The organism is Vibrio caribbeanicus ATCC BAA-2122, from assembly GCF_000165125.1.
Lineage (GTDB): Bacteria > Pseudomonadota > Gammaproteobacteria > Enterobacterales > Vibrionaceae > Vibrio > Vibrio caribbeanicus.
Map to the genome: position 1 here is coordinate 1 of NZ_AEIU01000063.1, position 13,063 is coordinate 13,063.

Annotated in this window: 12 protein-coding genes; all 12 read right to left on the bottom strand. The window is 42.2% G+C overall.

The window, feature by feature from the left end; translation table 11 throughout:
- Nucleotides 1–92 precede the first annotated feature (92 nt).
- Nucleotides 93–1,235, bottom strand: a complete 1,143-nt coding sequence (locus RH40_RS07090; protein WP_009600749.1) for a flagellin — start codon at nucleotides 1,233–1,235, stop codon at nucleotides 93–95.
- A gap of 255 nt (nucleotides 1,236–1,490) precedes the next feature.
- Nucleotides 1,491–1,667 carry a hypothetical protein gene (locus tag RH40_RS20800; protein ID WP_009600750.1) on the bottom strand — a complete coding sequence of 59 codons (177 nt, stop codon included), beginning with the start codon at nucleotides 1,665–1,667 and terminating at the stop codon, nucleotides 1,491–1,493.
- A gap of 39 nt (nucleotides 1,668–1,706) precedes the next feature.
- Nucleotides 1,707–2,852: a flagellin gene (locus tag RH40_RS07095; protein ID WP_009600751.1), complete on the bottom strand. Its 1,146-nt coding sequence runs from the start codon at nucleotides 2,850–2,852 to the stop codon at nucleotides 1,707–1,709.
- Between the two features lie 352 nt (nucleotides 2,853–3,204).
- Entirely contained in the window at nucleotides 3,205–4,398 is a 1,194-nt protein-coding gene (gene flgL / locus RH40_RS07100; protein ID WP_009600752.1) for a flagellar hook-associated protein FlgL, read from the bottom strand.
- A 10-nt stretch (nucleotides 4,399–4,408) separates the two neighbouring features.
- Nucleotides 4,409–6,283: a flagellar hook-associated protein FlgK gene (flgK, locus tag RH40_RS07105; RefSeq protein WP_009600753.1), complete on the bottom strand. Its 1,875-nt coding sequence runs from the start codon at nucleotides 6,281–6,283 to the stop codon at nucleotides 4,409–4,411.
- A gap of 105 nt (nucleotides 6,284–6,388) precedes the next feature.
- The gene (gene flgJ, locus RH40_RS07110; protein WP_009600754.1) at nucleotides 6,389–7,312 is read right to left on the bottom strand and encodes a flagellar assembly peptidoglycan hydrolase FlgJ; all 924 of its coding nucleotides are present in this window, start codon (nucleotides 7,310–7,312) and stop codon (nucleotides 6,389–6,391) included.
- Between the two features lie 11 nt (nucleotides 7,313–7,323).
- Nucleotides 7,324–8,415, bottom strand: coding sequence for a flagellar basal body P-ring protein FlgI (locus RH40_RS07115; RefSeq protein WP_009600755.1), 1,092 nt, complete (start codon nucleotides 8,413–8,415; stop codon nucleotides 7,324–7,326).
- A 46-nt stretch (nucleotides 8,416–8,461) separates the two neighbouring features.
- Nucleotides 8,462–9,241 carry a flagellar basal body L-ring protein FlgH gene (flgH, locus tag RH40_RS07120; protein WP_009600756.1) on the bottom strand — a complete coding sequence of 260 codons (780 nt, stop codon included), beginning with the start codon at nucleotides 9,239–9,241 and terminating at the stop codon, nucleotides 8,462–8,464.
- A gap of 21 nt (nucleotides 9,242–9,262) precedes the next feature.
- On the bottom strand, nucleotides 9,263–10,051 hold the full coding sequence (flgG, locus tag RH40_RS07125; RefSeq protein WP_009600757.1) for a flagellar basal-body rod protein FlgG: 789 nt from the start codon (nucleotides 10,049–10,051) through the stop codon (nucleotides 9,263–9,265).
- Nucleotides 10,052–10,070: 19 nt separating this feature from the next.
- Nucleotides 10,071–10,817 (bottom strand): flagellar basal body rod protein FlgF, encoded by a 747-nt coding sequence (locus RH40_RS07130; RefSeq protein ID WP_009600758.1) that lies wholly within the window; start codon nucleotides 10,815–10,817, stop codon nucleotides 10,071–10,073.
- Between the two features lie 191 nt (nucleotides 10,818–11,008).
- The gene (gene flgE / locus RH40_RS07135; RefSeq protein WP_009600759.1) at nucleotides 11,009–12,316 is read right to left on the bottom strand and encodes a flagellar hook protein FlgE; all 1,308 of its coding nucleotides are present in this window, start codon (nucleotides 12,314–12,316) and stop codon (nucleotides 11,009–11,011) included.
- A gap of 28 nt (nucleotides 12,317–12,344) precedes the next feature.
- The gene (gene flgD / locus RH40_RS07140; RefSeq protein ID WP_009600760.1) at nucleotides 12,345–13,055 is read right to left on the bottom strand and encodes a flagellar hook assembly protein FlgD; all 711 of its coding nucleotides are present in this window, start codon (nucleotides 13,053–13,055) and stop codon (nucleotides 12,345–12,347) included.
- Nucleotides 13,056–13,063 lie beyond the last annotated feature (8 nt).

A 13,063-nucleotide genomic window follows, 5' to 3' on the forward strand; every position in this document is an offset into this window, starting at 1 on the left:
TATTTTAATATCTGGTTTAAAAAAAAGCCCAGCATTAGCTGGGCTTTTTTGTAGTCATGACTTTAAAATGCATCGGAATAAAAATTATTCCTTTAGCCTAAAAGCCCCAACGCTGAGTTGGGCGCTTGCTTTGCCTGCGCAAGAACAGAGCTTGATGCTTGCGTAAGGATTTGCGCTTTGGTAAGTGCCGTTGTTTCCTTAGCAAAATCGGTATCTTTAATACGACTTTTAGAGGCATTGACATTTTCATCAATGTTTTCCAAGTTACTGATCGCATGACCGAATCTATTTTGGAATGCACCTATCTCGGCACGATGGCTATCTACAAATCTCAGAGCTGCATCAACAATTGCTACCGACTCTTGAGCACCGCCTACCGTTTTCACGTCGATAGTATCAACAGTAACCGCTTTTCTCGTATTTGTAAGATTAAGCTCAGTTGCGAGAGTACCACTAATACCAATAGCTTCAGCGTCTGTTACTTTGTTGTTATCAGTAAACAATTGTAGTACGCCACCTTCAGCGACGGACGCTTTTACCTTATCGGTTTGACCATTGATATAAGTAGCTACCTCTTCAATATCATCACCAACTTTGGCTTCAATTTTAACTTGTTCAACCACCCCATTTAAATCCTTTATATCAAGGATTAATTCATTCTTAGTGTCTTCAACTGCCCAGTCTTTGCCTTTAGCATCCCCAGCAGCATAAGTCCCACCTCCCATAAACTTATTATCACTGCGCATATTATTCAGAGTAAACATCACGGCCTCACCACTATCTGCACCGATCTGGAAGGCTTTTGTTCCAAACGTGCCATTGAGTAGTTTATTTCCCCCGAATGACGTTGTTTCCGCGATACGGTTTAGCTCGTCATTTAACGCTGTTATTTCCTCTTGGATAGCAGTACGCTCAGACAGAGAGTTTGAGCCATTCGCCGATTGTAACGATAGGTCACGCATACGTTGCAAGATCGTCGTGGTCTCATTCATTGCCCCTTCCGATGTTTGAGCAATGGATATACCATCATTAGCATTTCTAACCGCGACACCTAAACCTCGGCTTTGAACCTGCAATCTATTTGATATTTGCAGGCCTGCTGCATCATCTTTCGCGCTGTTGATTTTAAAACCAGATGAAAGTCTTTCCATCGACGTTTGCTGAGCCGCCGACGCACTATTTAAATAACGTTGAGCCGTCATAGCCGAAACGTTTGTATTTACATTAACCGCCATAAGTGGTTCTCCTATTGATTTCCGTTGACCGGAGATTAAGGTTTCCGACGTCTCGGCAAACCAATTAGTTCTCTCAAAGCAACCTTATTAGCGACACTAGTTTGGTTAACTTTAGAGATGAAAACGGAAATGAGAGTAAATACATGGAGAATAATTATTAGCTAGACATAGCCCACAGTTCCGGGAGATACAGCTAAAGATATTCGATATACCGTCGATTGGAGCACTTTGCAAATATTGATTAAACAAGCTAAATTATTTTTGTGAGAGGAAAAAAAGCCCCTTTTCCTTTGAGAGAACCGGGGCTATTAGATAGCCGAGGCCAATGGAGATCGAAGAGAAATGATCTTGGCCTGGCTGTCCTGCTACATGAGTTTTACTGATAGAAGCGATTGTGAGAGAGCTTCTTTCAGGAACCCATGTTTGCCACATAACTTTTCCAGCCCTACGTCTAGGTCAACGCTGGGTAAGTTACGACTGCAATAATGTAATTGCAGAGCTGGGCAACTGTTTTGCTTGAGCAAGTATTGAAGTACCTGCTTGTTGCAATATCTGTGCTTTTGTCATCGCTGTCGTTTCTTTTGCGAAATCCGTATCACGAATACGACTGTTAGATGCTTGTACATTTTCTTGAATGTTGGCCAAATTACTAATGCTATGGCTGAGTCTGTTTTGTTTGGCACCAAGGTCGGCGCGCTGAGAATCGACGTATTTAAGTGCCGCATCCACAATAGCAACGCCTCTTTGCGCACCACCCGCAGTTGTCACATCAATATTCTGAGGCGTGGTCAATGCTCCGGGTCCTCCAGTAAGTCCAAGTTCACCGGCAAGTGCTCCAGAAATAGTGAGATTTCCTTGTAAATTCGGTCCTGCGGCAAATATTTGCAGCCTACCTGCATCCACAGAAGCTTCAAGCTTATCTGTTTGACCATTAATGTAAGTGGCAAGTTCTTCTATATCGTCGCCTTTCTTTGCTTTGAGGTCGACCACAACATCTTCACCATCTTTGGTCTTGAATTCGAATTTGATATCATTGCCAGGCTCAGGAACCGACCAGTTCATATCTTTGGCATTGAGAGGATCAGCAATAAATAATTGACCACCCATTCTCGGTTCGTCAGCACGAACACTGGTCAAGGTCATCAGAATCGCTTCACCAGAGCTGGCACCAATTTGGAAAGCCGCCTCACCAAACTGACCATTGAGTAAACGTCTTCCACCAAAAGACGTTGTCTCAGCAATACGGTTTAGTTCATCTTGCAGCGCCATAACCTCTTCATTCAACGCAACTCGCTCTGAAAGGGAATTAGTGCCGTTGGCTGATTGTAAAGCGAGATCTCGGATACGCTGCAGGAGCTGAGTTGACTCATTCATCGCACCTTCTGCCGTTTGTGAAATTGATATTCCATCATTCGCATTGCGCATGGCAACATCTAGCCCTCGGGACTGAGCAGTTAAGCGGTTAGATATTTGTAAACCAGCCGCATCGTCTTTAGCACTGTTAATACGTTGACCAGAAGAGAGACGCTCCATTGACGTAGTCAGCTCGTCTGTCGACTTATTTAAGTAACGCTGCGCAGTCAACGCTGAAACGTTTGTATTTACGTTAATGGTCATAGTTTGCTCTCCTATTGAGTTCGCAAGCGCTTGCGAAGCGGCCAACTATATCTCCTTTGAAATTGCTGACCGAAAGTGACTTGCTAAGTAGGCCTACTGTCTACTTAAAAACCAATTATTGTCTTAGCCATGTACAATCCAATTTGTATGCCAACTTTTAACTCAATTAAAAAAAATAATAAAACAATTTAATTTCAATACTTTATATGACTTCTATATAAAAAAAGATGCATGGGCAATTTGTGTATAAATTAATCGGCAACTCTATTGCCACTTTTTGCCATCTTTTTGCCTCTTATAAAAATTCAATTTTCTCCCTCGCACATATGGCATCGCTCATAAGGCATTAAGGCTAGATGTAATTGAACAGGGTAAGATCTTTTGTTTTACCAAACGCTTGCTGAGAAGCTTCTAAAGCTCTTGAATTTTCGCTAAATTCAATAATCGCTTCTGCATAATCGAGATCTTCAAAGATGCTCTTAGATTTTGCTAACGTCATATTAAAATCATCATGCTGCGCTTCTTGAATATCAAGAGTGCTCAATCGCGAACCAACATCAGTGCGAGCCTTATTCAAGTGAACAAATGCATTATGAAATTCTTCGGTCACCTGATGAAGCTGAGCGGTATTAGAACCATCTGATACTGACCCTTCCGCGTACTCCATAGACTCACGAAACGACTCAAAGATACTGTAGGTTTTGCGTGGCTCTAACGTGATTTGATCGCCTTTTGTGATTTGTCCTTTGACTTGAATAGACACATCGCCAAATTGAATACCTATCGAAGGGTCAAAAGTATCGGCTTGAACCACCGCACCATCTTTTTCCAATTGGTAACCAAACTTGCCACTGGGCATCTCAACAAAAGTTACGTTGTATATCGATTGATCGTTTGGGTTAGAATTGGTCGCTTTTTCAAGTAGAAGCTCTGACTCAATTTGAAGATTGTATAAAGGTTTATAATCACCAAAAGGGTTATCAATCTCCATAAATAAAAGGCTGCCTGGATCGTTCATTGGAACAACTAAACTACTTGATATTCTCATTTTCCGCTGATAATCATCCCCTGCATAAGAGACATCATTATCTTTGTTGCGGAAAAAGGGCTGGTTTTTAGGTTTTGTGCCAGCAAAAATATAATTGCCCGTTTCATCTTGAATGTTGACAAGGTTGAGAAAGTTATTCGCAATCTCTTTAATCTCACGTTGCTTTGCAAGTCTGTCTTCAGGAGACAAAGCACCATTAATCATTTCCATTACTGTCCGCTTAGCGTCATCAACATAAGACTCTGCATTAGAAATGACGACCTCCTCGTGTTCTAAACGGTTACGAGTTAAACCTATAGCGTCTGTATATTGACGTAACTGCTCTTTTTGTTGACCAATGTTTTGGATATAGTGAGTCGCGAGAGGCTCATCACTAGCCTTTAAAAGTTTTTTACCCGATGCGAGTTGGGCTTGATTATGATGCACTTTAGACTCAGTGCGGCGTAGATCATTTTGCACTGATTGGTAGTTATGAAAACTTGCTATTCTGTTCAACATATCTATTACCTCACCTTAGTGCCAAGATAGCGTTGAACGTATCATTTGAGGCTTGCATGATTCTTGATGAAGCCATATACGCTTGCTGAAATTTCATCATATTCGCTGCTTCTTCATCCAAGTTCACCCCGGATATTGAGGCAACACGCTCTTGGGCCGCTTCTTTTTCAAGCCTCGAAACATCGGTAAGTCGAGATGCCGTTGACATTTGCAAGCCAACATCTGTATTTAAGTTATGAAAAATATCCAAAACCGTCGATTCCCCATTATTGAGAACCTTATCTGTCTGAATATCTTGCATTTTTAATAGATTGCCGTTGTCACCCTCTGAAGGAACCAGATTGGCAGAAAACTTATCGTTAGGTAATGCACCAGGTCCAATAACAAAAGAAGTACCTTGTACTGTAATGGGCCCTGAGGGTGGATAAGGCTGAGGTGCTAATAACACTTTTCCGTTAGTGTCAGTGACAGCGAACTCATTTCCTGTCGGCGATACAATAACTTCAAATTCTTTGAGAGCACCAACCTGGCTGATCTCAAACTTCGCAGTCCCTTGTGCAAACGTCGTCGAGGCCTCATAGCTTTGAGCGGCAATATCCCTGGCATCGTTTGTCTCAACTTTCATTTGTGCCGAGCCATTTCTGGTCGGCCGTATCATGACACGTTCACCATCGGCTAAATTTTGCCGAATATCAATTCGAATACCATCCAATGCAATCGCGTTGTTTATGACTGGAACAGTGAAAGGCTCTCCAGATGGCCGAGTAACATAATAATTGCCTCCCACGTATTGCAGAGAATATTCTCCCCCTTTCAACTGGCTGATATCTTCGACATACACAGCTAAATCAGCTGTCGAATCAGATGCTGTGACAACCCTAGACTTTGCAACAATATCAGAATTAAAGTCAGTAAACATCAATCCACCAACGTTACCATTAAGGTCTAGACCTTGAGATTGGAGTTTGTTTACTTGCAATGAAAAAGTAGTGGCAAGGCGTCCTAGCTCGTCCATAAGTTGAGGTATTTTCTCATCACGCATTGAAAGAATTGCGCTGAACTTCCCATCAATATCTCTGGTGGTGATCGCTTTTAGGCCCTTACCCTCTTTCATCGCCAAGCGATGCTGGTGCACATCCGGGTAACCATCAATCGTTCTCAACTCGCTCGCTTCAGTACCGGAAACCAAAGTATGCCCATTGCCAATATGGACATTAAATCCTTCCTTGTTTTTACGCTGTGTAACGGTGACTTTGGTATATTCCGATAGCTCCGCAATCAGTTTTTCATGTGTGTCCATGAGGTCATTATGTGGAGCATGGGTTCGCATCATTAGTCTGTGTAAATCTCGAATTTCAATACCAATCTGATTGACTCGCTCAACAGCAAGATCGAGCTGTTTGTTGGCAATATCCGCTTGAGTCCGAATTGTTTCATGTACATCATTCATGTTCTGTGCGATTAACTTAGCTTTTTCTAAGACAACCTCGCGTGCACCAACGTCATTAGGGCTATCAGCAAGCGACTTAACTGCATCAAACCATTCATTTAAATTTTCTGGAATTTTTTTTGAAGAGATAGATGACAACATGCTTGAGAGCATATCTAAGTTAGTTTCATCATCCATCTTACGAGCATAGTTTGTCGTAGAAACATTTAACTCGCTAACGGCAAACTGATCCCATGAGCGGCGAACTTTTTCCACATGGACACCCATGCCATATGTCTGCCCACTATGGTAGCGTGGCGTCTCGGTCGCTTGAATGACAGACTGGCGGCTATAACCGTCAGTATTGACATTAGAGATATTATGACCAGTTGTATTTAACTGTTTCTGTGCCGTGAGTACACTTTGTGAACCAAGGGTAAGAAGATCAGACGACATAATGCCCCCAAACAAAAACTAACATTCAGCATTAACTGAGTTATTTTATAAGGAAGCAAGTTACATGCCACAATTAAGAGAAGAGGGGGTAATTGCGATAGAATATTACATTGTATCGATTTTTTCTTTTACTATGAGAATTTTATCGGCATAGTTTGGATCGGTTGCATAGCCAGCTTTATGGATACCACGAATAAAGTTCTCGTTATCTCCACCATGAGCAAGTGCATTTGAATAACGTGGATTTTCGGTAAGGAACCGAACATAATCATCAAAACTTTGTGCATAACTTGAGTAAGAACGGAAAGCTGCGCTCTCTCTGACTGGGACGCCATCATGATACTCTAGGGTTTGAGTTCTGACCTTTTCCCCTTTCCAAGTATTGCCCGCCTTAATATTGAAGAGGTTGTTAGAGTTCTGCTCTCCTTTAGAAACCATCTTTTGTCCCCACCCGGTTTCTAATGCAGCTTGAGCCAGAATGAGGGATGAATCCACTCCGAGCGCTCGTGCGGCTTTTTCCGCATAAGGCTTCATAGACATAACAAAGCTCTCAGGTGAATCAAACTCCATTTCCTTGAATGGTTCTGATATCTCTTTTGCATTTACTGGTTGTTGCGGCAAGTTATTGTTCACAGTTCGAGCTCGGTCAATTTTTTCCATGATTGCTTCAAAATCAGCATCTTTGGATTGTATCGATTTCTCTGCATTTTGGTTTGAGGCTAACTGAGCCACAATCATGTCGGCAAGACCGAGAGAACCTGATGCACTGAGTTCGCTTGCCATCTGTTCATCTGTCATCTGGCGATAAAACTGCTGGTTCTGACTATCCATCAAACCAGACTCAAATGTCGCATTCGCGTCACGCATCGACTTAAATAACATCGAAGTAAATATCGCTTCAAATTGTTTGGCGGCAGCAGTTAAAGCCTCTTTTTGATGTTCGTCATTATTGTCTACCGCTTTTTGACGCAGCTTATCTAGGCTAGAAAGATCATGGATAAAACCTATATCGTTACCATTATTTATCATAACAAACGCTCCTAGATAATAATTAACTGACCTTCAATGGCCCCTGCTTGTTCCAAAGCTTGTAGAATTGCCATCAAGTCAGAGGGAGCCGCGCCAATTTCATTTACTGCACTCACGAGATCATTGAGGGTTAGTCCCGTATTAAACTTAAACATCTTACCTTTTTTCTCTGTTACCTCAATATCTGTATCAGGAACAACGGCTGTATCGCCACCACCCAGAGCATTAGGCTGACTGACATTAAGGTTTTCTTTAATAGTAATCGTCATACCACCGTGAGTTACGGCGGTAGGTTTAAGTCTTACATGCTGCCCAACAATTATCGTCCCAGTCCTCGAATTAACAATTATCTTGGCTGCGCCATTTGCTGGCTGAAACTCCAAATTCTCAATTGCTGATAAAAAGGCCACACGCTGAGTTAAATCCCTGGGAGCTCTTACTTTTACTGACGTTGCATCAAGAGCAGACGCCATTTGAGGCCCAAGAAAGTTATTGACCGTATCCGCCATTCGTTGTGCGGTGGTGAAGTCTGAATCGAGAAGATTAAACGTAATGTAGTCCCCTCGAGAAAATGGACTAGGTATCTCTCGTTCAACGATAGCGCCATTTGATATTATGCCAGCAGCAGGGTTGTTACCTACAATTTTTGAGCCGTCGGCTCCAGTGGCACTGAAACCACTAACCACCAAGTTACCTTGTGCTACGGCATAAATTTGACCATCGAGACCTTTAAGCATCGTTTGCATTAATGTCCCACCACGAAGGCTTTTGGCAGAGCCAATTGATGAAATGGTAACATCCAATCTCTGGCCTTGTTTAGTAAAAGCTGGTAATTCTGCTGTCACCATAACCGCAGCAATATTCTTACTTTTAGGTTTGGTGCCAGCAGGTAACTGAATACCAAAGCTTTGTAGCATTGCAATAAAGCTCTGATCGGTAAATGGTGTAGACTCACCAGACCCTGGTAGGCCTGTAACTAGGCCATATCCAATAAGTTGGTTATCTCTTACACCAGCAACCCTTGAAACATCTTTAATTCGAGCTGCTTCTGCAAGGACAGGGAAAAGCATCACATGAACCAATATAACTAATAGACTTCTCATAACTTTCACCCTGCATCACATATTACTGCATTTTATTTAGCTAGCTTTAAAGTGCCACATTAAAGAATCGAGCCAAAAACCCGGGTTCTTGCATATCTTGCTGATTGCCTGTTCCCGAATATTGAATTCTGGCATTGGAAATGCGATTTGACGCGATTGTATTGTCAGAGGTGATGTCATCTGAGCGAATCGTACCGCTAAGACGAATATATTCATCACCAGTATTAAGCGTTAACCATTTTTCTCCACGAATAACCAAATTACCATTGGCCAATACTTCAATCACTTCAACAGTTATTGACCCCGACAAACTATTACTTTGATTCGCGGCTGCACTTCCTGTAAACGAATTATCGTTACTCAATTCGTAGGAAAAATTATATTCGCCTATGCTGAGTTCTTGTCCACCCACCGAGAGTGGGTCCATTGAAGCTGCATTATTTTTGGATAAGTCGGCATCAGAGCTTTTCGCTGCTTTAGTGCTTTCATTTAACGTCACCGTGATAATGTCTCCGATGCCTCGGGGTTTGGAGTCATCATATAGGCTTGAGGCACTAACTGTATTAAATAGAGACCCTGTCTCAGCAGCGTAATGTTGTGGCTTGTGCTTGGGATGAATAGGTGCCCATGATGGATCGTCGGGAATAGGATCAGAACGACCTCTCAATGTATCAAGAATACCAGAGCTATTCTCATCTAGCTTGTCTCCTTCCACAGCATCTATTGTTGTTGTCCCTGCCTCAATATCTGGCGTATCAATAGGTGGCGGTAAAAAAGAACAGCCCGACAAGATAGTAACGAAAAAAATTACAAATAATCGTTTCATACACAAAACCTACCACAGCAACTACAGTTGCTGGTTTACAAAGCCCATCATTTTATCAACAGCCGAAATGACTTTAGAATTCATCTCATAAACTCGCTGAGCTTCTATCATATTCACCAACTCTTCGGTGACATTGACATTAGAAGTTTCTAACATCGATTGTCTAACATCACCAAAACCATCAAACCCAGGTACACCCTCTTGTGGATCTCCGCTTGCTCCAGTAGGAAGATAAAGGTTTTGACCTATTGGTTCTAAACCACCAGGATTGATAAAATCAACCGTAGTGATTTGTCCTACAACCTGATTATTTTGCTGTCCACGAACCCTGACAGATACTTCCCCATCGGTTCCCACTGTAATGCTTATCGCATCCTCAGGAATCGCAATTTCAGGCTCTAGCGTATATCCTGCACCCGACGTAACTATGATACCCTCATCATTCACGGTAAACTGTCCGTTGCGACTGTAACCGATATTACCATCTGGCATAAGGATTTGAAAAAAGCCATCTCCCTCAATCATCATGTCCAAACTATTGTTGGTTGTTTGGGTATTACCCTGCGTATGCACTTTTTGTGTTGCAACAACCTTAGAGCCAGCTCCAAGCATTAAACCGCTCGGTAGCTCAGTATTCTGTGAAGACTGCCCCCCAGGTTGATTAATATTTTGATAGAACAAATCTTCAAATACAGCTCGGCTTTTTTTAAACCCAACAGTGGACGCGTTAGCTAAGTTGTTAGAAATAGTCGATATATTCGTTTGTTGGGCATCTAAACCCGTTTTACTGACCCATAGAGCAGGATGCATAGTTTATCTCCTATTCCTTTTAGCTCGTACGCAGAAGAGAGTCGGAAGCCTTATCCATATCTTCTGCAGTACTCATTAATTTAACTTGCATTTCAAATTGTCTTTGTAAATCTATCAAGCTTGTCATTTCGCCAATAGCGCTGACGTTACTGCCCTCAATCGCTCCTTTGAGCAACTTAACGTTGCCGTCGATCTCATATTGAGCATTTGGATCTTTAGAACGAAATAAGCCATTGATATCTTTAAATAGAGAGCGATTATCAGTATTTGTCAGCTTGATTCTATCGACAATTTCAATAGCATCCGCAGGTGCTCCCTGAGGAACAACAGAAATAGTACCGTCACTGCCAATTTCAACTTTACTGAGTGGAATAGGTAATGTTATCGGGTCGCTGCCCTCTCCCAACACCAGATTTTCACCACTAAGTAGCAGGCCATTACTATCAATTTTCAGGTTACCGTTTCTTGTTAAACCTTCTTTTCCTGTTTTATCAAGAACAGAAATCCAACCTAGACCTTCGATAGTCACATCCAAATCACGTCCTGTAGTAATCACACTGCCTTGGCGAAAATTTTGTCCCGGACGTTCTGTCATACTGAAGACTCGCGTTGGAAGTCCTTCACCGTATGCCTGCATTGAGCGAGCTTGTTCTAAATCTGCACGAAAACCCGTTGTGCTAACATTCGCCAAATTGTTCGCTCTAAGTTGCAAAGCTTGCATATTTTGCTTTGCTCCACTCATCGCTAAAAATAGTGCGCGGTCCATATTACGCTCCAGATTCCAACTATATAAAGTAATTAAGCAAACAACATGCCAAATTAAATATACCAAGCTATCAGAGCTTTTGGGTATCAGCACGACAATAAAGATTATTTGATAGGATAAAACTTGCCAGTAGAGGCAAAAAAAAACGAGTGGTTGCCACTCGCTTTTTGCACATATACAGAGATCTACAGTTAACGTATCTGTAAGATATTTTGTTGTGTCGTATTGTGGACTTCAAGAGCACGAGAGTTAGCTTGGAAGTTTCTCTGAGCTTGAATAAGGTCAACCAACTCTTGTGTCATATCGATGTTGGCTTGCTCTAATGTACCGCTTCGAATAGTACCAAAGGAGCCTTTGTTTGATTCACCCCAGATTTTATCACCGGAGAACTGAGTCGCATCCCACTGAGTACCGCCTTTTTTATCCAAGCCTTGCTCATTGGCTACACGTACCATTGCAACGCGTCCGAGAATGACATTTTCACCGTTGGAGTATGTTCCCAAAACGCTACCATTCTCATCGAAGTCGACTTTAGTAAGGAAGCCTGTCGTCGCACCATCTTCATCAAACTTTGTAAGTTCAAACGGAGCGGCAAACTGAGTTGCGCTGTCCAAACCAAAGGATAGTGTCTGGGTAGGATCGGCTCCGTTTAAATTGACGGGATTTGCCCCGGCTCCCAGAGGCTCTGATACAATATCTTGTCCGCTATTCAAACTTGCCAAAGTACCATCGTTATTAAACTTCATCGTATGACCAGTTTGACCTGTTGGCGAAGTTGCATCCCCGCCAACGATATTTATGGGCTTTTCCCCATCGGTGTCAGTCACCGTGTAATAGGTTTGCCAAGTATTAGGCTGGGTTTGATCTTTCAGGTAATAAGTAGTCATTTTATATGACTGCCCCATGGAGTCATAAATAGTTGATGATGTCGAGCGGTTATAAGTTTCTGGGTCGGTATAGTCGAATAACGCTGGATCTCTTAATGGAGCATTAGCAGGCAAATTGACGCCAACTTCGATATTCGCTGTTTGTTTTGGTTTACCAAATTCCTTCGGAATCATAATCGAAGAAGGCTCATAGGATAAAACGTCACCAGTATCTTTATTTACTTGATAACCCAATAAAAACTCATCATTTGAAGTGACCATGTAATTGTCTTTATTTAGGTGGAACGCGCCATTACGGGTCAATTCATTGGTCGTCGGAGTTAATCTATCTTTCGCAACAGCGAAGAAGCCTGTGCCATTGATACGTAAATCCATCGGGTTGTTTGTATAAATACTAGAACCCTCATGAAACTGCTGAGCAACTTTTGATGCTTGAACACCTTGACCAGGAGTAGTCTTAGCGTGAGTAAAGATGGAATTCGAATATACATCAGCAAACTCAGCACGAGATTCTTTAAAACCATAGGTATTGGCATTAGCAATATTATTACTGGTGGTGTTCAAGTCTAACTGTGCGGCAGACAAGCCACTCAATGAAATATACGACGACATATTTATATCTCCTATCTAGCCAGCGTTTTTACGCTTTGCCAACTTCTAGTACTTCAGCAAGTCGCACTGGCGACTCAAAGCCAGCCAGATTGAGCAGTACGTTACCATCACCTTTACCTAGCAAAACACTGTTGACATTTGCATAGGTAGAAACTTCAAATTCTTTTGCAGCACCGTTAAGTAAACCTGATGCCTTAAAATTGTATTTACCCGCTGGCAATGGGTTACCGTTTTGATCTTTACCATCCCACTCAACTCGATTATCTCCAGCTGGTTTAGAGCCGACCTCAAACGTACGAATCAATTGCCCCATTTGATCTTCCACTCGCACCATAAGATTGTCTACAGATTGTGGAAGCTTTACCATCGCGGCCATAGATCCATCTCCGGTTTTAACGCCACTCGCACCGGGAACTAATACGTCGCGGCCGACTAGAGATGACGCTTGCAAGGCTTGGTTTGACGTCATGGATGCATTCAATGTCTCGAATTGGTTATTCATTTTACCAATACCATCGACAGTAGCAAATGAAGCCATTTGTGCGATCATTTGATCATTACTGACAGGTTTAAAAGGATCTTGTTGAGCAAGCTGTTTCGTCAAGAGAGACAAGAAATCTTCTTGTTTAAGATCCTGTTTCCCGGTTGTTTCATCAGGCTTATTTTTATCCTGAAGTTGCTTCAACTGATCAACATAGGATAATCCCGTTTGACCAATATTATTTATTCCATCAGCCATGATTGCCC